Origin of the sequence: Acinetobacter tianfuensis (assembly GCF_003611465.1) — a bacterium.
GTDB lineage: Bacteria > Pseudomonadota > Gammaproteobacteria > Pseudomonadales > Moraxellaceae > Acinetobacter > Acinetobacter tianfuensis.
The window spans coordinates 1-20,236 of record NZ_RAXV01000045.1 but is presented as its reverse complement, the minus strand read 5'-3'; the positions used below and the strand labels follow the sequence as shown (position 1 = coordinate 20,236).

Genomic DNA, 20,236 nt, shown 5'->3' with positions numbered 1-20,236 from the left:
AAATTTGGCAATTTTTCTTTTTTCTCTAAGCACGTCAATAGCGGCCGAGCAGTTAAATCTGACGTATCCGAAATTAAATGACATGGTCTTAGGGTACTCATACGGCTTTCTTATACGCGCAGAAGCAGTGTGATTGTTATCTTTATTCAGGTGCAGGGGAATCTGAGCTTGGCATTTTAAAGCTCAATGCTATTTCAAATCATTTGCTTAAATATAGAAATCGTATTGCAGCAGTTATGTGCTGCTGCTCTGCCTAAGCTGTAAATATCGTTTTAGCTGCGCTTAAAACGAGTTTGAGTATAAAGAGTAAGCATTTAAGCGCAGATTGCTGCTTTTATGGCTTAAATGCTTTTGACTGATTATAAAATGGCTTGTCATACATCATTGATCTCTATAATATATCCAGCCATGGGGACGTGGCGAAATTGGTAGACGCACTGGATTTAGGTTCCAGCGCCGCGAGGCGTGAGAGTTCGAGTCTCTCCGTCCCCACCATATATGAAAGCAAGGCAAAAGCCTTGCTTTTTTATTTCCTGAAATAAAGCGGTGTACGGCAAAACAGCATAAAAAAAGCCCAGCAAAAGCCAAGCTTGAAAATATTTTAAGTAGATCAAACTTTCCCTATTTGATTTTACTGTTATGTATTTTAGAAAAAGGGCGCTCAGGTTTAAGCTTTTAAATGATCTTCAAACTCTTCGCCTAGCTGCATCGCCAGCGCATTACCTGCAAGTTCATAAGTGACTAAGCCATATTCTTTCTTGAAGCTGAAAGTGAAGCCTTTACCATCTGCCAAGTTGCGTACGTTATAGCCTAGTTTTTCAAGCCATAAACGGAAGGCAATTAGATTTTTTGCTTTAACCACTTTTTTCACGGGCGAACTCCTTATTCATCGTTAAATAATTAATAGGGACGTATGAATAATTTTTAAAGGGCAAAAATAAACTTTTATATAAAATAATTTATTTTGAATATTTATTCAGCAAATGTTGGAGAATATATATTAATAAAACTAACCAAATAGTTGAAAATATAATAAATATTTAATATGTAACGATCTGTGTTTAATTTGGCTTAAGAATATTAATATTTATTTTTATTGCAGAACCAGTTTGAGCATTGGTTTGAAGCGGTATTAACGTGCAAATGGTACTTTTTGGGTGCGGCTTCCTGCTTTTTACGATGAGATAGAACTGTTTAGCAATACGGCAGTAGAATGCTCTGAGCTGGTCTATAATTGAAAACAGCATTTATTTTAAAATTTTGGTTGGGCAGGCATGAGTAAAGAAACTGTAGAGCAGCAAGTGAAAGCACAAATTGCAGAGATGCAGACTTCAGGCATGGAACCTGCAGCAGTGATGCTGGGCCATGAAGACTGGCTTGAGTTTACGGTGCAATCTAAAGTTGCATATACGCCATTTGGCAGCGCTCGCCGTTATCAGCCAGCTTTGGGAGGGCTGCTGCTTGTCCGTGTAGATGAAATGCATACAGTCCGTGCAGTGACACAGCAGGAATTAGATGAGTTTGCTAGGGTCTGTTGAGAATTACCGAGAGTTAATTAAACTCGCGCACAATTGAATCATGGCTTCAAAACTCGTATCTGTTTTACAACTACGCATCGCTATACGTTTAAATTCTTTTAACTTACAGAAATAGTTTTCAATGAGATGACGCCATTTATACATAATCGTATCAAATGCTCTCATTACTTTTCGATTAGATTTAGGTGGGATCACCACTTTCACTTTACGTTCATTGAGTTCTTGGATGAGCCAATCTGCATCAAATGCTTTATCCGCTAGTAATGCTTGAAAATCAACATCTTCGATTAAAGGTTTGGTTTCTACTAAATCGTGATATTGACCAGGCATTAATCGAAACTTAATGAGGTTGCCTAGACTATCCACTAAGGCAAGAATTTTACAGGTCATTCCACCTCGAGATTTACCTATAGACTGTTTGAAAGTCCCCCTTTTGCACCTTGGCCATGTCGATGAACTTTAACAATCGTTCCATCAATCATGGCGTATTCCAAATCAACATCTTCATTTACAGATGCAAAAATAGCTTCAAATACACCAGCTTTCACCCAATCACGGTATCTTTTAAAGACGGTATTCCATTTACCAAAATGAGCAGGTAGATCACGCCATGGACTGCCTGTACGGGCAATCCAGAGGACTGCTTCTAAAAATAATCGATTATCTTTTCCACTACGACCTCGATCGGTCACTTTACCTAGGCAAAAAGGTTCCATTTTTGCCCATTGGGCATCAGTAAGTATGTATCTATCCATAGTACTATTATAAATTAATCAGTTGCCTTTGTTAATTCTCAACAAACCCTAAAACCAATCAAATTTTATAAATAAAAAAGCAGGTCCAATTAGCCTGCTTTTTTATTTGATGTTGTGATTAAATTGCTTTTGAATTTGGTATAAGCCTTTGTTTAAAAATTATCTTTCATATCACGTAAGCGTTTAAAGCTTTCAATGCTATCCGCTCGTAAAAATGGGTTGGTTTCAAGTTCAATTTCAATAGTGCTTGGCAGTGTGCAAATGTTGAGCAGACGCTGTCTTTCAACTTCAGTGTAACGGGCTTGAATGGCAAGGTTATCTGGTTCTGCATGCAATGCAAATTTAGCATTGGCCAATGTATATTCATGTGTGCAGTAGACTTGGGTGCGCGGAGGCAAAGCCGCTAGACGCGCCAATGAGTGATACATTTGTTCATGTGTGCCTTCAAATACACGTCCGCAGCCCATTGCAAACAGTGTGTCACCGCAGAACAGTACATCAAGTGCATCTATAAAATAAACGATATGTCCGAGTGTGTGGCCGGGCACAGCAATAATCTCGATTTTCAGGCCGTGAAAGTTAAACTGCTGTTCATGTTCTAGTGGATGGCTGATAAAGGGAATTTTACTGAGTTCTTCACGCGGTCCGTACACAGGGATATTGCGTGATTGAATGAGCTCCGGAACACCGCCAATATGGTCTTTATGCCAGTGTGTCAGCCAAATTTGGCTGAGTGACAGCTGCTGCTCTTTGCAGTATTTTTCAACTAAAGCTGCTTCGGTCGGATCGATTGCGATGACTTCTTGAGATGCTTCGTGTTCCAGCAGCCAAATATAATTCTGCAGTGCGTTTTGCACATCTATACAGTGAATTTTAAAAGCCATTTTTAGATATTCATATATGGTTCATTGGGTTTAACATAACATGAAAAGCAGCATATATTGGCTGGAGATAAAAGAAATCTTACAGAGCTTGCCAACGATGAAAGTGAAGTAAATTAATACGCTGCAACAAGTATGCCCGCAGAAATATTTGCGGGCGTAAATGGGGGCTGGAAGTCACTGTTGGAAATTATTCTTCTTGCACAGATACCGCATGTCCAATGGTATAAAAATGCCCGCCTGCAACATGGTGCAGACTGCGCCATTCATCAGGGGCTTCGTCAAACTTCCAGTGTCCGTTGGCAAAAATACGTTCATCTGCATAGGCACGCAGCACTTTGCCAATAAACAGGTCATGTGTCTGCTGATTATGCGGTTCAGAAATCAGTTCACAAAGCAGCCAAGCGGAACATCCAGCAACAGCAGGTAATGTAGAGTGCGGGAAATTAAAAAGCTCTGTACCGCATTGGCGCAGTTTTTCTGGTGCATCGTACTGACTCATCATGCCAAGCGCATGAACCATTTTCAGCTGTTTGAGATTAGGTACTTGCAGTACAAAATAGCCTGAGTTTTCAATAATACTGCGGGTCATGGTGCTTTTGTCCAGGATGACACTCACTTTGGCTGGACTGAATTCTACTGCGCATGCCCATGCTGCGGTCATGACACCTGTGTGTGTATCATCTTGCGCTGAGACCAAAACGGTTGGTCCATGATTGAGCAGGCGGTAGGATTTTTCCAGTGCTACAAGCTGTATGGTTGAAAGCATCATGTTTGAATTTTCCAGAATCTTTTCTTGATACGCAATATATCTAAGATTGCGCAAAAAACCATTACAAAATCTGTTTGAAGTGAAAGCGTTCAGCGGGCTTATAATAGAAAAAAGTAAAGAGATTAGTAAATGAGTCTGATTGTAATACTGAATATTACCGTCTTTATTGTGCTTTTGATTGTGCTTGCGCAAATGCGTAAAACCGCATGGAGCCTGTCGAAAAAAGTATTTGCGGCGCTAGGTCTGGGTGTTGTGTTTGGCTTAGTTTTGCATGCGCTTTATGGCAATTCGCCAGCTGTGCTTAAAGAATCTATTCAAGGGTTCAACATAGTGGGCAGCGGCTACGTGAAACTGCTGCAGATGGTGGTGATGCCGCTGGTCTTTATTTCTATATTGGGTGCCGTGATTAAACTGCATGATGCCAGTGCATTGGGTAAAATCAGTATATTCAGTATAGGGACTTTGCTCATTACAACTTTTATTGCGGCGTTGGTCGGGGCCGCGGTGACTAATTTATTTGGTTTGAGCGCTGCAGGTTTGATGCAAGGGACAGAAGAAACTGAGCGGTTAAATCAGCTGAATACTGAGTATATGACTAAGCTGACAGATTTAAGTGTGCCTGATTTGGTGCTTTCGTTTATACCATCTAACCCTTTTGCAGAACTGACGGGTGCTCATCCCACTTCAATTATTAGTGTGGTGATATTTGCAGTCTTCTTAGGTATGGCCGGCATTAGGCTGATTCAGGACGAAGAGCAAAAAGGGCAGAGGCTGCTGAGCGCAATAGATACCTTACAAGGATGGGTGATGAAGCTGGTCCGCATTGTGATGCTGCTTACACCTTACGGGGTCTTCGCACTCATCACCAAAGTGGTAGCAAGTTCTCAGCTGTCAGATATACTCAATCTAGGCGGATTTTTGGTGGCTTCTTATTTAGGTTTAGCCATCATGTTTACAGTGCACGCCGTTATTTTGGCATTTACGGGTATTAATCCTTTTAAATTTTTTAAAAAGGTCATGCCTGTACTGACATTTGCTTTTACCAGCCGTTCCAGCGCCGCAAGTATTCCTTTAAATATTGAAGCGCAGACACAGCGTATTGGCGTGCCTGAGTCTATTGCCAGCTTTTCAGCGTCTTTTGGCACAACCATTGGGCAAAATGGCTGCGCTGGGCTCTATCCTGCAATGCTGGCTGTCATGGTTGCGCCTACAGTAGGAATTAACCCGCTGGACCCGATATGGATTCTGACTTTAGTCTGTGTAGTCACTTTAAGCTCAATTGGGGTTGCAGGAGTTGGCGGCGGGGCAACCTTTGCGGCCTTAATTGTATTGCCGATTATGGGACTGCCTGTCACACTGGTTGCATTGCTGATCTCTATTGAACCTTTAATTGATATGGGGCGGACCGCTTTAAATGTCAGCGGATCTATAACTGCAGGTACCGTAACCAGTCAGTTAATGGGGCAAACAAATAAAACAATATTTGACCGTGATGATGTGGATTTGACTCATATTTAAGGCCACAATCAAGCTCAGCAAATGCATGTATAAAAGCGAATGCGTTATACGGTATAGGCTTTCATTTATGTGAAAAGAAAATGTGCATAAATGATCGCATAACCCTTTAGTTATTTTGGACAAAATTAGATGAAAATGTATCAGGTGGATGCCTTTAGCCAAGCGCTTTTTAAGGGGAATCCAGCGGCAGTTATTGTTCGTGATGAATGGCTTGATGATGCAGTGATGCAGCAAATTGCGCTTGAAAATAACTTGTCTGAAACGGCCTTTGTTAAAGTCATAGATGCAGTGAACTATGAAATCCGCTGGTTTACGCCTACGACAGAGGTGGATTTTTGCGGTCATGCAACATTGGCCAGCAGTTTTGTACTGTTTAAGGACTTTACACAAGAAAAACTCATCCAGTTTCATGTGCGTAATTTAGGTGTCTTCATTGTGCAGCAAGCTGAAGATGGCAAGATTCAAATGAATTTCCCAATCCGCCGTGCGCAGCAGGTGACTGAGTATCCAGACATATTGCGTCAGGCATTAAGCAAGCCATTTAAAAATGTATATTTAAATGCGCAGGCTTATATTGTGGAATATGAATCTGTACAGGATGTTTTGGATGAGCAGCCTGATTTAAGCCTGCTGAAGCAATTAGGCAAGATACGTACAGCAATTACCGCCCATGCGTCAGACACAGATGTTGCAATTACTGCGCAAGGGCAGGATGGTTATGATTGTGTTTCGCGCTACTTTGCTCCAGCGAGCGGAATTGATGAAGACCCTGTAACGGGTTCGGTGCATACAGGTATTGTGCCGATCTGGGCAGATAAGCTGAACAAGACTGAATTGCTGGCTTATCAGGCTTCTGCACGAGGCGGTGAGCTGTACTGCAAAATTTTGCCAAATGACCGCATTGAAATATCGGGCTATGGGAAATTGTATATGCAGGCAGACATTTTTTTGGATTAAGCCAGTCATGCAAGTCCTCATTTTGAGGGCTTGCATGATTTTTATTTAAAAAAGCTTTAAATAAATGATAATTATTCTCCATTATTGGCCTGACAAAAATTGAATTTATACCTTTGGACATACATATAAAATGCGTTTGAAACAGCTTGCACTTTCACTTTTATTTTTAGGCTGCAGCAGTGCTGTTTTAGCACAGCCAGTTTTAGTAAAGACTGAACAAAATATTGAAGAATATAAACTAGATAACGGTTTTCGCATCATTCTTGCGCCAAATGATAAAGAAAATAAAGTGTTTATGAATACGGTATATCTGACAGGCTCGCTGAATGATCCGCAGGGCAAAGGCGGTTTGGCGCATCTGCTGGAGCATTTGGCTTTTAAAGGCACAGAAAATATTAAAGGTGATGAATTTCAGCGCTTGCTGGATCAGCACACGCTGAGCACCAATGCCAGTACAGATTATTATGCAACGAAGTACACCAATATTGTCCGTCCTGAACAAAGCGTATTGAATGAAGTCATTCGCCTTGAAGCTGAGCGTATGGATAAGCTGGTGCTGCAAGAAAAATATGTGCCTTCTGAAATTGATATTGTGAAGCGTGAGCGAGAAGTGCGTTTAGATCAGCCATTTGCAGTGCTGATGGATCAAATATTTAAAAGCGCTTATGGCAATAAAGATCTAGGCCGTTTGCCGATTGGTGATTTAAACGAGCTGCAGTCGATTAATATGAAGGAGCTGAATGCTTTCTACCGCAGCTGGTATATGCCTAATAATGCAGCAATGGTGCTGTCCGGGAAGTTTGATAAAACAGCTGTGCTGAAGCAGATTGATGCGCAGTTCAGCCCGATTGCAGCACGTAAAGTGCCAGCGCAGGCTGTTGTGCCTAAACTGGACGGCAAAAAAATTCAGCAGCGTGAATTTACGGTGCAAAAAGGCAGTGATCTGGCTAAATTTAATATTTATTTAAATGGTCAGAACCAAGATGCGGTCACTGCACTGGCAATGTCGCCTGGTTTATATACCATGCAGCCGAGCGGTCATTTATATCAAGATGTTGTGGAAACAGGCATTGCAACGGCGGTGCAGTCTACAACGTGGCTGGACCGTGATTTTAATTTAGTGTTTATGGGGGCGGTTTATGCACCTAACCATGATGCAGCTCAGGTGCAAAATACGCTGAATAAAAGTGTAGAGCAGAGTAAAGATTTTAATGATGCAGAGCTGAACCGCATTAAAGTGATGACGCAAAATCAGGCGGACAGTATTAAAAATAATGCCGCTGCTTTGGGTTCACGCATCAGTGATTATTTTGTGGCGAATGATGGCAATTGGTCCCGCTACTTTAAAGACCTAGCTGATGTGCAAAAATTAAATGTCGCCGATGTAAATAAAGTTTATAAATCATTTATGGTGCCTGAATACCGTATTGCAGGCAGTATTTTACCTACACCTGAAGGTCAGAAAAAAGCGCAAACTCAGCAAGCTGCTGCGCCAGCCAAAACATTGGATCAAACTCCAGCAGAGACTGAACCATTAAAGGATATCAGTACGTATCAGGCTGAAGTAAAGCAGTATGTCAGTCAGTCAAAAAGCTATTTAGACAGCAAAGAAAAACAGATTCAGCGCGGGAAGCTGAAAAATGGTGTGCAGTATGCACTGTTTCCAACGCAAACCCGTGATGATAAAACCTATGCATCTATTTCATTAGATTTTGGTACAGCTCAGACGCTGATGAACAAAGGCGAAGTGCTGGATTTGATGGCTTATTTAATATTTCGAGCTTCCAATACGCAAAGCTTGCAAGATATTGCAGATAAAATTATTGAGTCAGGCGGCGGCGCATCCGTCAGCGCGAGCAGCAATGGTTTGAGCTTGCAGGTGTCTGCCAAAAAAGAAAAATTTGAAGAGTTCTTTAAATACTTTATGGCGGTGATTAATCAGCCTGCATTTGAACAAACGCAGTTTGATTTAATTAAGTCACAAAGCTTGTCGAGCTTAAACCGTCCATATACAGAACCAGATACTGTGTCAGCCATTACGATTGCACGATTGCTGGAAAAGTATCAGCCCGGCGATTTACGCTATCATTTCGAACCTGACTTAGCTAAAAAGCAATATGCAGCGGCTACACGTGAGCAAGTCGTACAGCTGTATCAGCAGTTTTTTAAGACACAGCGCGTCAATATAGCCTTAACGGGAGATTTTAACGCTAAAAAAATGCAGAAGCTGCTGAACAAAGAGTTTGGCGGCTGGTCTGCGAAAGAGCCATATGAGCGTTTGGATTCGCCATTTACAGCGTATAAAGCACAGAAAGTGCATGCATTGTCTGAACAGCGTGAGTTTGGCAGTTATCAAGCGCTGTTAACTTTCCCTGTGGGCACAGATCATCCTGATATGCCGGCATTGCAAGTGTTCCGCCATATTTTAGGTGACTCGCAGCTTTCTTCCCGCTTGGCGCAAGAGCTGCGTGAGAAAAATGCTTTAGTTTACGGTTTCAGCAGCAGTGCGAATTTCAGCAGCTGGAATGACTCTGGCGCATTAGGCATTGGCGCAAACTACACTGCAGGCAAGTCAGCTCAAGTGTCACAAGCAGTGCATAAGGTATTGAGTGAAATGCTGCAGCAAGGTGTGACTGCTCAGGAAGTAGAAGCGGCCAAAGCCAGCATGCTGAAGAAACGCGTCACAGCACTGGAAGATGAACGCCGTATTCATAGCATGCTGATTCCGCAGCTTGAGCATGGCCGTACCTTACTGGAGCGTGAGAAACGTGATCAGGATATTGCACGCTTAACTAAAGCCGATATCGATGCTGTCATTAAAAAATATGTGCATTTGGATCAGCTGGTTGAAGTGATGGCTGATCAGTATGGCAAGCAGCAGCCCAATATGCCCAAGTAAATTAGTTTATAAGTAAAAAAGCGCCTGTTAGGGCGCTTTTTTATGTGCAGTTCAAATGCTTACAGGCGGTAAAACTGTTTGGCGTTGTCTCTGAAAATAGCTTGCAGATGGTCAGGATGAGATATTGCAGCGGCATCGCTGAAAGCGTCAATAATATTGACCAAACTTGTACTGACGCTGTCCATTGGAAAGTTTGAGGCAAACATGATGCGGTAAGGGCCGAAGCATTGCAATGCATGGCTAATCAGCGGATAAGCCAAATCAAAGACTTCCGTTTTTGTCGCAAGGCGTTTTTCTTGATGGAATTTATGGCCTAAGACTGGCATAAATAACCCCGACATTTTGCTATATACGTTCGGTAAGTGACCAAGCTCTTCAATATCTTCCTGCCAGCGGAAGAAAATATTTTCACGGGCTGTTTTCGTCAGCCCTGTATAAGCGCCGACTGGGCCAAATAAGCCCGCGGGTGTACCCAAGTGGTCAAGTACAATCGAGGTTTCAGGAAATTGTTTGGCAAGATCAATAACATCTCTTAATTGACTGGAATAGGTCCAAGCATCAAAGCTTAAATTCAGCTGAGCCAGCGCTTCAAAGCCTTTGAGAAATTTTTTATTGCGGTATAAATGAGGCTCATCTGTCCACGCGTGAATAGCTGGGTCTTCATGAAAGGCCGCCATTTTCCGAATGCCGCGAAGGCGCGGTGATGCTTTCAGATGTAACTTTAGGATTTTTTTAAAATTGCTGTTCCTTGGGTCTGCCGCTGCGACTATGCCGCCTAGTTTTACGGTTTCTGCATTAAATGGCAGAGATTCAATAAATAGTGTTTCTTCAATTACACCTTTGCCTTTGCTGTGATGCCAATTGGCTTCTACATGTACAATCTGCTCTACATAATAATGCGCAATATCTGCTTTATAGTCGGCAGGCAAATAAGGACGGGTAATATGTGAAGTGAGGCCAATAGTGTCAATTAGATCTTGAGGTTTGAGGAGGCGAACCATTTTGTCCAAAAGTTTTGGATGTTTGCCCAGTAACTTCACTGCTAAAGCTGCCGCATGCGGAGTGTTATAAGGGTCCCATTGGTGAATGTGCGGATCGATGATGGGAAAATTAAGCTGGTGCATGACTGTCCTTAATCTGCATAAATTTATAATGAATATAAAAGCTCTGCGCCAATAACGCACTGGCAAGAGTGAAGAAACAGATTAATGGCAGTTTGAAATTTGCAGCCAGCTGAAAAAGTTAAAGCCCCGAAGGGCTTTAGTACAGTTTAGTGCTGATGGTCGCGGTCATGCTTATTGGCATGAAATTCTTCGTTGTGACGGAAGCGCAGGTAGTTTTCAAACTGTTCACAGTATTCGTCATAGTTGTCTTCCAGCATCATTTGGAACTGCTGCAAAATATAAGACATGACTTGATCTTTGGCATCGCGCATTTCATTGCCGTCTTTAAAGTTGTTGGCAGCAACCCAAGTATTGAAGCGGGCTGTGCCAAATAACATCGCAGCGCTGATCTGGCCGCGTTTTTCAGCAGGTTTTTCTTGGCTGCCTTGTTCAGTGCGGCTAAATTCATTTGCGAGCTTAATAAACTCATCAGCACGTTCAAAGAATGCAGCATTTAACGCTTCTTCTTCGGTTACATCGGCAGCTTCAATCTTTTGAACCATGAATTAAGTCCTGACATCTAAAATCTTAAAAGCTAATTATAGGCAAAGCCTTGCAGAAACTAAACCTTTGACTTAATCTAAAAATAGCCTAAGCATTGTAAATGGATGATTTTATGCAAGATGCCATCGCGGTACAAAGTTTAAAAAGTGATATTGCTTTGCTGCGTCAGAATATTTGGCCGCCTGCAAATTTAACGAATGTTGAAGGTTTGCCTATTTATTATGGCGCTAAGTCCGAAGTAGATGAATATTACCGCCAGTGGACAGGTTTAATTGAGCGTGCGCAGGATTTGTTTCAGCCCTTTATGGAAGATGAGGTGCTGGATGCTGTACATTTGCCAAGCCATCTTAATCTGCCGTTATTTTATTTTCATGTAGACCGTATTCGGATTAATAAAACCCGTGCTAAGGAGTCGAAGACTTTCCGCGGGATTGCCAGCTTAGTCGAAAAATGCGGAGAGTTTGAACCCGCACAGGTGGGGGTGATGCGTCAGTGGCTAGACAGCGATGACACAGCAGCATTGGTTGCGCATCGTGAGTTTATCGATTTGCGCACTTATGTATTTCAGCATGGGCAGAGTGACTATACCCGCACACGGTTTTACGTCAACGGTATCGTGCTTTGTGTAGAGGAGCATTTTGAGTTGGTTGATGCGCGTGATAAGCCGCGTAAGCAGCGTAACGACAGCTATAGTGATCCGCTTGCAGATAATCAGACGTGGAAAATTTTTGGCAAATACCGTTAAAGGCTGATGCTTTTTTGAAATAGAACTGTGATTGAGCACCGCCGCTTTTACAGCAAGTACAGCGTTTTTGGCAATCAAAAAAATAGCCATTATTTTGATTGCCAAAAACGCTGTACTTGCTGGAATTTTTGTAAGTCCTGCTGGATAGCCTGTTGGATATGTTTTTGTTCAGAAGCAATCCAGCCAAGTACAAACCATGCTTTGGGCTGCTGTACTATGTTTTGCTCAAATAAGACATGTGCAACGCAAAGATCATTAAAACGGCCTAAATTTTCCTGCAGCGGTTTCAGCACTTTTAGATATTGTTTAATATCGGATGGCGCATATAGGGAACAGATGAATTCGATACTGTAGCGCAGCTGTTTCACGCGCTTGCGCACCTGATGTTTTTCGCTTTCAGCCATTTCAGTAAAGATGCTTTCTGCTTGGCAAATTCGCTGATGCATTTTATTGAACTGTTTGCGGATGCATTTTTTCAGCTTTTGACCTTTAGGCTGTTCTGCGTTTGCGAAATCAATGAATTGCAGCCACAGGCCTGTGGTTGGCGCTGCGCGGAAGATAGCGCCAATCTGCGTTTTTGCCGTTTCTTGTGCAGGCAATTCTGCTATTGGTGAGCCAGCCTGTTTTAGCAGAGGAAGAAGGTCTGCTGCTAAGGCATCGCGGTCTCTGGTATTGCCCAATTGCCGAAAAAGCACCGCCAGCTGTTTTTGCCAAATTTTCGTTTGTGCAATTTGCGGAGAGGAAAAAATTTTTAAGGCGCTGCGCAGGCGCCGTATAGCGACCCGTACCTGATGAATGTGCTCTGCTTTGTATTGTTCAAGCGCTATGGCACTGGCATTTGGCAATAAATGTTCTAGGCAATTAGACACCATTTGCTGCAGGGCCTGAATGGAGTCTGCCTGAGGACTTAATGTTAAAGCAGATTGCGATTGCGCTGCAGCAACAGGAAAGCTCTGCTGCAGCGCTTGTCCTTTGACTGTCTTACTTTGGCTGTCTAGCCAAATTTCATACTTTGACAGCCAAGGCTGTATGGTTTGAATTAGATCGTGAATATTGCCATCTTTGAGCTCAAATTTTATTTCATGAATTTCAAGGCTTTGATGAGCGCTGCTGATTGTGCCTAAGTCGAGAGACAATTCTATTTTGCTATTCTTTTCTGTATGCAGAAAGCGCTGACTTGAAATATCCGTTTTAAACTGAAAATTAAGGGGATGGTTGGACTGAAATACAGGGTGCAGTAAGCGCTTGAATTTTTTATATGGTTGGCAGGGCCTTAAATTAACAGTGGATGGTTCAGCTTTTCCTAAGCTGGTCTTAATTTCTATGTATTCGACACTGCTTTTAGGAGCTTCAAGTGTTTGCACCCAGATTTTATTTTCTTTATGCTGCCGGAGCGAAAGGTGCTGCCGCTGCAAATCTAAATGTGCAGTATCAAAATATTGAGCAGACAAATAATTTTTTTCTGGCTGGCAGTGTAAAAATGCCAGACGGAGAGCTTTTAATTTTGAAGATGGAATTTGAAATTTCAGTTCAACCTTAGACATATGCACACCATATTTGAACAATTTCAACGAAAAAATGTTTCTAATTTAGGGGTGAGTTGAGTGAATAGAAGATTGACTATAAAATATTTCGCTTAAAAAAATAAACAAAAATAGGAAGGCAGACAGCGGTCAGCCTTTCTATCAAATGACTCTTTCTTTTATTTAATGAATTTACGGCTCACCATAAATTGTTCTGTCGCTTCCTGTAAGCGCTGTGCATAGACTTCCTGTTTGGCAGTCAGCCAGCCTAGAACAAACCAGTCACTGGCCTCTAATTCCGTTTGCTGAATGTACTGTGCAGAAGAAGACAAAATTTGATATTCATTGGCTGCAAGCTGCGCATCATTCAAAGCTTTGCCGTATTTCTGCAGGTTTTTTACATCAAAGACAGAGGTTAAAATCGGGAAGCTGAATTTTAGTTCCTGAATGCGGGCAGCCAGCGCATCTAAGCTTTCGAAATCTGCAATGCTGGCCGCATTTAAACAGTCCTGCAGCTGTTTATACTGGTTTTGCAGGGTATTTTGTGCAAACCATTTTAAATCATGATGTTGTACAGCTTCATTTTGCTCTAAGCTGAACATCATCAGTTCTAAATAGTGATGCACATTCAGAGTCGACTTAACCAAGTTGCCCAGTTTTTCCTGTGCGTACAAAATGTCTTTGGCTAAATTTTCTGAAGTCGTTGGGTTTTGTAAAAATGCGCCTAAGGTATCACGCATGTGTACAAAGTGTTTTAGCTGGTCAAACTGGTGCTTAAATGCTTCCAGCTGGTAGCCCCATTTGTCAGAAACGTCTGGGTTCCAGTCTTTAAATAGTGAAATGGTCAGCTGTAAATGCTGCAGCGCCAGCTGTGCTTCATCTAAATGCGGCTGTTCGCCAACAGAGGCAGAAATCGCGGCAATATTTGGCAGTAAATGCTGCAGCTGCTGCGCGACTAAGAGGCGCAAATTTTTACTTGCAGGGTCTTTCTTACTGAGTACAAAGTCCTTAGCTTTAACCGCAGGGCTGACTTTTTGCTGTATAGCCAGTAAGTTGCCCATTTCAGCCTTGCTGCGTACGTCCAGCCAGAGCTGATATTTTTTAACCCATTCAAAACTGAATGCCAGCAAAGCCTGAATTGAACCGCTTTTCAGTTCAAATTCAACCTCATGCACTTCCTGTTCAGCATCTGGTGTGCGAATGCAGCCTACATCTAGGCTGACCTCAATTTCGGCATCTTGATAGGTAATGACACGGCAAGTACGTAAAATATCAGTTTCAAATTGAAGTTGAAGCTGATCCTGTTGACCGTTCAGCGCATTTTGTAGAATTTGTGCAGCTTCAGGATGCTGCTCATATATTGCAAGGTTTAGGCTAGGCGCATCGGCAAGTTCACCTAAGTCAATATTATGCTCAAAACGTTCAATATGAGATTTTCCAGCTGCTTTAAGGGTTTGAATCCAGCGGCTGCCTTCCAAACGCTGACGCAGAGCGGCATGCTGCTGCGCCATCAATTTATCTGGCGTGTCGTAATATTTGGCTTTAAGTTGAATTTGTTCTGACTTTTTGGGGTCAATTGCTTTAAGCAGCGCCATGCGGCGCGCTTCTGGAATCTGAAATTTTAATTCAACTTCAACCATGATGATGTCCTAAATACGGGCAGCCCAAAGCTGGCTGCCTGAAGACGTGCCTGAATAGTAAAATCGGGCAAGCCGCAGTATGCTAAAAATTTTTAATAGCCAATTGTAACTAAAAACTGACAGGATGTAAGACTTGATCTTTTGGGAAAAAAGGAAAATTTAAAGCTGAGGGCAGGCGGCAAAATATGGTTGAGGGCATATGTTTTGATTATGACTGCTGCAGTACACAGCAGGCCGCTTCTCATTGGGCGAATATTGCGCTAATCTGAGAAAAACACATCAGGAAGATGCCTAATGAATGCGCAAGTATAACCCAAGTATGAACAAGAGCCAGAATATCAGCTGCCGATAAAAAACTACTCCGAGTTTTACCGTTTCTATCTAACAGAGCACCGTAATATTACCAGCCGCCGTTTGCATGCAGCAGGCAGTTCTATCGGATTATACTTTTTTTCTAAAGCTATAACGCAGCGTAAGCCTCGGTACTTTGCATATGGGCTTATTGCTGGGTATGCCTGTGCTTGGGTTGGGCATTTTGTGTTTGAGCAAAATAAGCCAGCCAGCTTTAAGCAGCCGCTGTATAGCTTTATTTCTGATTGGCGTATGCTCAGTGATATTGTGCGAGGTAATTTAAGTCTAACTGACCGCAGTAAAGATAAAATCCCAAGCTGAATTTTTATAAAAACTGTAATTTAAAAAGCCATTCTACAAATGGTTTTTTTAATGATGTTTGAAAAATAATGACATTATTTTTTCTTTTTCATGCAATTTTTCGTAGGGAAAAGTGAAGAGCAGTACAGGCTATGTAAAATTCTGCTATAGATTTAGCTTGCTGCCATGTTAAATGTGCTGATGAAACATTTACGTTAGCATAATATTTAAAAGAACGTATTTTTCTTTGAAGCTGCCAATATCTTTTTGTGACGCAGCTGCTATTTTCTGTGAAGTGCTAGAGTTGTCCTTGGTTTTTATATGGAATAACTAAAACACTGCCTTGCAATTTTAAAGTTATTATTCTAATAATGTATGGAAATACTGATATACGCAGTTTTCCAAGCCTAGAGTGACCTTCTCTAGGCTTTTTTTATGAGCTTATCTTTTTTTGTGTTTAAAAAATATGCAGATGTGTTTTTGTGGCGGATAGATAGCTGCTGGGCAGGAAAAAATAGGTTGGGCCTATAGATACTTTAACGTTCCCCATAACGTTTTTTGATAAAGTATCTATAGGCCCAATTTGCGCTGTTGGTTTCTCTTTTATTGATAATGATCTTTTTGTTCGATTTTTTTATTACTCTTATGTGAAGCCATTAAACAATTCGATTGAAAAATGGTCTATCCCTAGAATTGGGTATTTTTACATAAAATTGCATGTTTGTTGATTTGCGTTGTTTCTTTGTATCGTTAAACTCATACATCTTGTAGACAAGGCTGAACATTTCAGCCCAGTTCAGCCTATAATACTGCTAAGTTTTGATAAGTGATTGTATTATGCGCGGTTTATATTTAATTACCAATGATGACCCGATTGAGCTGCTGCTAGCAAAGCTAGAGGGCGCAATGGCAACTTATGAAGTTGCTGTTTTGCAATATCGCCGTAAGAACGTTGCAAAAGAAAATCAGGACTATGAAATTGGCTATATGAAACATTTATGCGCACAGTACAAAGTGCCATTTGTGATTAATGATGACTTAGAGGCAGCTGTACATTATGGCGTAGGCGTGCACTTGGGTCAGAACGATGGTTCTGTTGCAGAAGCTGCTGCACGTTTGCCAAAAGGTGTGTTGATTGGGCGCAGCTGTAATAATTCACTGGAGCTTGCAGAGCAGGCGATTGCGGACGGTGCAAATTATGTGGCATTTGGCGCTATTTTTGCGACTGAAACTAAGCCTGAAGCAGGCAATATTGGCCTAGAAACTTTAAAACAAGCCAAAGCAAAATTGAATGTGCCGATTTGCGCAATTGGCGGTTTAACAGTAGAAAACTCGGCAGAGGTAATTGAGGCTGGTGCTGACCTTTGTGCTGTGATTAGTGATGTGTTAGGACGTTCAATGTCAGTTGTTGGACAGCGTGTATATGACTGGTCTGAGCTTTTTGCTGAAAAATCTTAAGTATTGATTCGCATTCTAAATTTTTTGAGTTGAGTATTTCCATGACTTTATCTGCTAAGCAAGAACAATTATTTAAGCAAGCCAGCAAGCATATTCCTGGCGGCGTAAACTCTCCTGTACGCGCATTTAATGGTGTAGGCGGTACACCGGTATTTATCGAAAAAGCACAAGGCGCATATTTGTATGACGTAGACGGTAAACGCTACGTAGACTATGTTGGTTCTTGGGGGCCAATGATTTTAGGTCATGCTCAGCCAGACATTATTAAAGCAGTTCAAGAAGCGGCAGTAGACGGTTTAAGTTTTGGTGCGCCAACAGTTCATGAAACGACGTTGGCGGATATTATTTGTGAAATTATGCCGTCTATTGAGTTGGTGCGTATGACCAACTCGGGTACAGAGGCAACGATGACCGCTATCCGCCTTGCCCGCGGTTATACAGGCCGTGACAAAATTGTAAAATTTGAAGGCTGCTACCACGGCCACTCAGACTCACTTTTAGTGAAAGCTGGTTCTGGCTTGCTGACGAGCGGTGAAGGAGAGGCGACTTCTGCAGGTGTGCCTGCTGATTTTGCGAAGCACACTTTAACGCTGCCGTACAACGATATTGCTATGCTGAAAGAATGCTTTGCAAAATTCGGTTCAGAAATTGCAGGTGTGATTGTCGAGCCAGTTGCAGGCAACATGAACTTGGTGAAACCAATTGACGGTTTCTTACAGGCGATTCGTGACGTATGTGATGAGCATGGTTCGGTCTTTATCATTGATGAAGTGATGACAGGTTTCCGTGTCGGTCTTGGCGGTGCGCAAGCGCATTATGGCGTAACGCCTGACTTGACTACTTTAGGCAAGATCATTGGAGCTGGTTTGCCAGTGGGTGCATTTGGCGGTAAACGCGAAGTGATGGAATGCATCGCGCCACTGGGCAAAGTGTATCAAGCAGGTACACTATCAGGTAACCCGCTTGCGATGCGTGCGGGTATTGAGATGTTTAAGCATCTTCGCGCTGAAGGTTTTTATGAAACTTTGACTGAAAAATTGGCAGGTTTGCTTGCAGGTTTACAAGCTGCTGCAGACGAAGCGGGTATTCCGTTCTTTACGCAGCAAGTGGGCGGCATGTTCGGTCTTTATTTCACAGATCAAACTGAAATTACAAGTTTCGACGCAATTTTAAAATGTGATGTAGATGCTTTCCGTACTTTCTTCCACGGCATGCTGCAGCGCGGTGTAAACTTAGCGCCTTCAGCTTTTGAAGCAGGCTTCTTCTCAAGCGCGCATAGCGATGAAGACATTGCATTTACTATTGAAATGGCGAAAGAAGTTTTTGCCGAAATGAAGTAATTTTCATTTAAATTGGTCAATTCTGCTTTAGAATAAAGCCCGCAGCCTGCTGTGGGCTTTTTTGTAGCACGCATGATTGAACGTGCATTGAAAAAGGATTTTTAAATGAAAACCAAGCATTATTTAACTTTGGCTGATGCAGAATTTTTATTAAACACAGCGCATGCTTATGCAGTAGAAAACGGCTTTAACGTCAGTATTGCTGTAACAGATGAAACTGGCAATTTGTTGGCTATGAAGCGGATGGATGGCGCATCGCCAATGACAGCAAACCTATGCTTAGAAAAAGCTAAATGTTCAGCCATTAGTAAGCGTCCATCTAAACTGTTTGAAGATTTGATTAAAAGTGGGCAGATGGGTTTTCTGACCATGGATACCTTTTCTGGTATGCTTGAAGGCGGTGAGCCAATTTTGTATGAGGGGCAGTTGGTGGGTGCAATGGGCGTGTCTGGCGTAAAGTCTTTTCAGGATGCAGAAATTGCACAGCAGGCGATTGAGAGGTTTTTAGCGCAGGTATAAAACTTTATTAGATTTGTAAGTTTAGCTTTAGAACTATTTCTCAGTTTTATAGCCAATGATGCGTGGAAGGTGAATAATCACAAAAAAGCCGTTCTGGTGTGCTGTACACTGGAACGGATTGGTGTAAATCAATGATTTAAAAAGAATAAAGAAAAGTACTTCGTATAAGGTGTATTATGTTAATTTTAGGAAAAATTAAAGATATGGGGATCGCAAAATGTTGTGGAACGATATGCTTGAAAGTAGCTATATTCAAAAAACTTTCTTTTCTATTTTAGTAATATTCTTTAGCTTCATGAGTTCTTGGTATTATCAAAGAATGAAAAATATGACTTTTGATGGAGATATTGCTTTCTATTCAATATTAATGGGCGGGTTAATTTTTATCTTTATATTTGCCACTTTCTGGTGGAGTTTTCCCAGTGCAGTATTATCAGGAATACTCGGTGGTTTTCTTTATACACGAAGAGCTTCATAAATTTGAAGATAATAAATATCTTTATAAAAAAAATTAAAGAGTTTTTTCTCCTCTATTTAACATAATGGCTGTTATACGAAATTGACAATATGTACAGGATTCTGTACATTGTTATTTCAAACCTAGATTTATCACTGTCATTAGGCGGCTTAGGTGGTAGAATTTTGATGTAATCACAGCTCAAGAGGGATAGATATATGCATGTATTTACATATACGGACGCACGTAACAATTTAAAATCTGTTTTAGATAAAGTAATTGATGATGTAGACGTTGCTTTTATTACAAGAAAAGAAGGTGGCCATGCTGTAGTAATGGGACAAGATCATTACGATAGCTTAATGGAAACGTTATATCTCCTTTCATCTCCAAATAATGCAAGTCGTTTAAATGAATCAATTGCTCAATTACGTTCAGGGAAAACAAAACACAGAGAGTTGATTGAGGATGACGAATCGTAACGTCGAATGGACTGATAATGCCTGGGATGAATATATCTATTGGCAGACACAGGATAAAAAGATACTTAAGCGTATTAATACCTTAATCAAAGAATGTCAGCGAACACCTTTTGAAGGAACAGGAAAACCAGAACCTTTAAAAGCTAATCTTTCAGGATTTTGGAGTCGTAGGATTGATGAAAAGCATAGATTAGTTTATGAAGTGACAGATGAACGAATCTCTATAATTCAATGTCGATTCCATTACTAACAAGATCCCCTATTTTTAGGGGATTGTTTTTTTAACATAAATCTCTTATACGAAGTGCTAAACAATAAACACCACTAAATTGTATGCTCCCGGTTTTAAGCAGCCAAGCCGAAAAATCAAGCAATCACATCAGCAAAATATTCACACCTTAGTATTCTGCGTTAGCATGACAGTTGTTCTAACG

Annotated in this window: 20 protein-coding genes and 1 tRNA gene; 13 read left to right on the top strand and 8 right to left on the bottom strand. The window is 41.5% G+C overall.

Annotation, left to right across the window (positions count from 1 at the left end; genetic code table 11):
- Positions 1-410: 410 nt before the first annotated feature.
- Positions 411-495 (top strand) — tRNA-Leu (locus D7V32_RS15505).
- 172 nt (positions 496-667) lie between these two features.
- Here D7V32_RS15505 and D7V32_RS15500 read toward each other — a convergent pair.
- On the bottom strand, positions 668-871 hold the full coding sequence (locus D7V32_RS15500; protein WP_120403733.1) for a hypothetical protein: 204 nt from the start codon (positions 869-871) through the stop codon (positions 668-670).
- Positions 872-1,274: 403 nt separating this feature from the next.
- Between D7V32_RS15500 and D7V32_RS15495 the strand changes: the two genes are divergently transcribed.
- A complete protein-coding gene (locus D7V32_RS15495) occupies positions 1,275-1,538 on the top strand; it encodes a hypothetical protein (protein WP_120403732.1) in 264 nt (87 codons plus the stop codon).
- 3 nt (positions 1,539-1,541) lie between these two features.
- Here the strand turns inward: D7V32_RS15495 and D7V32_RS15490 are convergent.
- The 3 genes from D7V32_RS15490 to D7V32_RS15480 form a co-directional block, all read right to left on the bottom strand.
- Positions 1,542-2,293, bottom strand: a protein-coding gene (locus tag D7V32_RS15490) for an IS5 family transposase (RefSeq protein ID WP_099714932.1) whose coding sequence is annotated in 2 segments (ribosomal slippage) — positions 1,542-1,957 and positions 1,957-2,293 — 753 coding nt in all. Because the reading frame shifts where the segments join, the coding sequence is not laid out codon by codon here.
- Positions 2,294-2,445: 152 nt separating this feature from the next.
- Complete coding sequence (gloB, locus tag D7V32_RS15485) at positions 2,446-3,177, bottom strand: hydroxyacylglutathione hydrolase (RefSeq protein ID WP_120403731.1); 732 nt, start codon at positions 3,175-3,177, stop codon at positions 2,446-2,448.
- 187 nt (positions 3,178-3,364) lie between these two features.
- Positions 3,365-3,946 carry a flavin reductase family protein gene (locus D7V32_RS15480; protein ID WP_120403730.1) on the bottom strand — a complete coding sequence of 194 codons (582 nt, stop codon included), beginning with the start codon at positions 3,944-3,946 and terminating at the stop codon, positions 3,365-3,367.
- Positions 3,947-4,075: 129 nt separating this feature from the next.
- On the opposite strand from D7V32_RS15480, the gene D7V32_RS15475 reads away from it, so the two are divergent.
- The 3 genes from D7V32_RS15475 (at position 4,076) to D7V32_RS15465 (ending at position 9,320) form a co-directional block, all read left to right on the top strand.
- On the top strand, positions 4,076-5,464 hold the full coding sequence (locus D7V32_RS15475) for an L-cystine transporter (protein WP_120403729.1): 1,389 nt from the start codon (positions 4,076-4,078) through the stop codon (positions 5,462-5,464).
- 129 nt (positions 5,465-5,593) lie between these two features.
- On the top strand, positions 5,594-6,421 hold the full coding sequence (locus D7V32_RS15470; protein ID WP_120403728.1) for a PhzF family phenazine biosynthesis protein: 828 nt from the start codon (positions 5,594-5,596) through the stop codon (positions 6,419-6,421).
- A gap of 130 nt (positions 6,422-6,551) precedes the next feature.
- Entirely contained in the window at positions 6,552-9,320 is a 2,769-nt protein-coding gene (locus D7V32_RS15465; RefSeq protein WP_120403727.1) for a M16 family metallopeptidase, read from the top strand.
- A 59-nt stretch (positions 9,321-9,379) separates the two neighbouring features.
- Here D7V32_RS15465 and D7V32_RS15460 read toward each other — a convergent pair whose 3' ends face one another.
- Positions 9,380-10,444, bottom strand: a complete 1,065-nt coding sequence (locus D7V32_RS15460; RefSeq protein ID WP_120403726.1) for an amidohydrolase family protein — start codon at positions 10,442-10,444, stop codon at positions 9,380-9,382.
- Positions 10,445-10,590: 146 nt separating this feature from the next.
- Entirely contained in the window at positions 10,591-10,986 is a 396-nt protein-coding gene (locus D7V32_RS15455) for a DUF3144 domain-containing protein (protein ID WP_120403725.1), read from the bottom strand.
- A gap of 113 nt (positions 10,987-11,099) precedes the next feature.
- Between D7V32_RS15455 and D7V32_RS15450 the strand changes: the two genes are divergently transcribed.
- Positions 11,100-11,732 carry a hypothetical protein gene (locus D7V32_RS15450; RefSeq protein WP_120403734.1) on the top strand — a complete coding sequence of 211 codons (633 nt, stop codon included), beginning with the start codon at positions 11,100-11,102 and terminating at the stop codon, positions 11,730-11,732.
- Between the two features lie 89 nt (positions 11,733-11,821).
- Here D7V32_RS15450 and D7V32_RS15445 read toward each other — a convergent pair whose 3' ends face one another.
- Both D7V32_RS15445 and D7V32_RS15440 read right to left on the bottom strand, forming a co-directional pair.
- Complete coding sequence (locus tag D7V32_RS15445) at positions 11,822-13,276, bottom strand: CYTH and CHAD domain-containing protein (protein ID WP_120403724.1); 1,455 nt, start codon at positions 13,274-13,276, stop codon at positions 11,822-11,824.
- A gap of 158 nt (positions 13,277-13,434) precedes the next feature.
- Positions 13,435-14,895, bottom strand: coding sequence for a CYTH domain-containing protein (locus tag D7V32_RS15440; protein WP_120403723.1), 1,461 nt, complete (start codon positions 14,893-14,895; stop codon positions 13,435-13,437).
- 342 nt (positions 14,896-15,237) lie between these two features.
- On the opposite strand from D7V32_RS15440, the gene D7V32_RS15435 reads away from it, so the two are divergent.
- From D7V32_RS15435 to D7V32_RS15405, 7 genes are all read left to right on the top strand, one after another.
- Positions 15,238-15,567, top strand: coding sequence for a DUF962 domain-containing protein (locus D7V32_RS15435; RefSeq protein ID WP_120403722.1), 330 nt, complete (start codon positions 15,238-15,240; stop codon positions 15,565-15,567).
- Positions 15,568-16,383: 816 nt separating this feature from the next.
- Entirely contained in the window at positions 16,384-17,004 is a 621-nt protein-coding gene (thiE, locus tag D7V32_RS15430) for a thiamine phosphate synthase (protein ID WP_120403721.1), read from the top strand.
- Between the two features lie 41 nt (positions 17,005-17,045).
- A complete protein-coding gene (hemL, locus tag D7V32_RS15425) occupies positions 17,046-18,344 on the top strand; it encodes a glutamate-1-semialdehyde 2,1-aminomutase (protein ID WP_120403720.1) in 1,299 nt (432 codons plus the stop codon).
- Positions 18,345-18,449: 105 nt separating this feature from the next.
- Positions 18,450-18,863 carry a GlcG/HbpS family heme-binding protein gene (locus D7V32_RS15420; RefSeq protein ID WP_120403719.1) on the top strand — a complete coding sequence of 138 codons (414 nt, stop codon included), beginning with the start codon at positions 18,450-18,452 and terminating at the stop codon, positions 18,861-18,863.
- Between the two features lie 217 nt (positions 18,864-19,080).
- Positions 19,081-19,341, top strand: a complete 261-nt coding sequence (locus tag D7V32_RS15415) for a hypothetical protein (RefSeq protein ID WP_120403718.1) — start codon at positions 19,081-19,083, stop codon at positions 19,339-19,341.
- A gap of 197 nt (positions 19,342-19,538) precedes the next feature.
- Positions 19,539-19,802, top strand: coding sequence for a type II toxin-antitoxin system Phd/YefM family antitoxin (locus D7V32_RS15410; RefSeq protein ID WP_120403717.1), 264 nt, complete (start codon positions 19,539-19,541; stop codon positions 19,800-19,802).
- Positions 19,789-20,052 carry a Txe/YoeB family addiction module toxin gene (locus tag D7V32_RS15405; protein WP_000184943.1) on the top strand — a complete coding sequence of 88 codons (264 nt, stop codon included), beginning with the start codon at positions 19,789-19,791 and terminating at the stop codon, positions 20,050-20,052. The genes D7V32_RS15410 and D7V32_RS15405 overlap by 14 nt, the downstream gene beginning before the upstream one ends.
- Positions 20,053-20,236: the final 184 nt, after the last annotated feature.

Bases quoted from the DNA above. Each gene is read 5' to 3' on its own strand.
- D7V32_RS15495 (WP_120403732.1), top strand. From the start codon at position 1,275: ATGAGTAAAGAAACTGTAGAGCAGCAAGTGAAAGCACAAATTGCAGAG.
- gloB (WP_120403731.1), bottom strand. From the start codon at position 3,177: ATGGCTTTTAAAATTCACTGTATAGATGTGCAAAACGCACTGCAGAAT.
- D7V32_RS15480 (WP_120403730.1), bottom strand. From the start codon at position 3,946: ATGATGCTTTCAACCATACAGCTTGTAGCACTGGAAAAATCCTACCGC.
- D7V32_RS15475 (WP_120403729.1), top strand. From the start codon at position 4,076: ATGAGTCTGATTGTAATACTGAATATTACCGTCTTTATTGTGCTTTTG.
- D7V32_RS15470 (WP_120403728.1), top strand. From the start codon at position 5,594: ATGAAAATGTATCAGGTGGATGCCTTTAGCCAAGCGCTTTTTAAGGGG.
- D7V32_RS15465 (WP_120403727.1), top strand. From the start codon at position 6,552: ATGCGTTTGAAACAGCTTGCACTTTCACTTTTATTTTTAGGCTGCAGC.
- D7V32_RS15460 (WP_120403726.1), bottom strand. From the start codon at position 10,444: ATGCACCAGCTTAATTTTCCCATCATCGATCCGCACATTCACCAATGG.
- D7V32_RS15455 (WP_120403725.1), bottom strand. From the start codon at position 10,986: ATGGTTCAAAAGATTGAAGCTGCCGATGTAACCGAAGAAGAAGCGTTA.
- D7V32_RS15450 (WP_120403734.1), top strand. From the start codon at position 11,100: ATGCAAGATGCCATCGCGGTACAAAGTTTAAAAAGTGATATTGCTTTG.
- D7V32_RS15445 (WP_120403724.1), bottom strand. From the start codon at position 13,276: ATGTCTAAGGTTGAACTGAAATTTCAAATTCCATCTTCAAAATTAAAA.
- D7V32_RS15440 (WP_120403723.1), bottom strand. From the start codon at position 14,895: ATGGTTGAAGTTGAATTAAAATTTCAGATTCCAGAAGCGCGCCGCATG.
- thiE (WP_120403721.1), top strand. From the start codon at position 16,384: ATGCGCGGTTTATATTTAATTACCAATGATGACCCGATTGAGCTGCTG.
- hemL (WP_120403720.1), top strand. From the start codon at position 17,046: ATGACTTTATCTGCTAAGCAAGAACAATTATTTAAGCAAGCCAGCAAG.
- D7V32_RS15420 (WP_120403719.1), top strand. From the start codon at position 18,450: ATGAAAACCAAGCATTATTTAACTTTGGCTGATGCAGAATTTTTATTA.
- D7V32_RS15415 (WP_120403718.1), top strand. From the start codon at position 19,081: ATGTTGTGGAACGATATGCTTGAAAGTAGCTATATTCAAAAAACTTTC.
- D7V32_RS15410 (WP_120403717.1), top strand. From the start codon at position 19,539: ATGCATGTATTTACATATACGGACGCACGTAACAATTTAAAATCTGTT.
- D7V32_RS15405 (WP_000184943.1), top strand. From the start codon at position 19,789: ATGACGAATCGTAACGTCGAATGGACTGATAATGCCTGGGATGAATAT.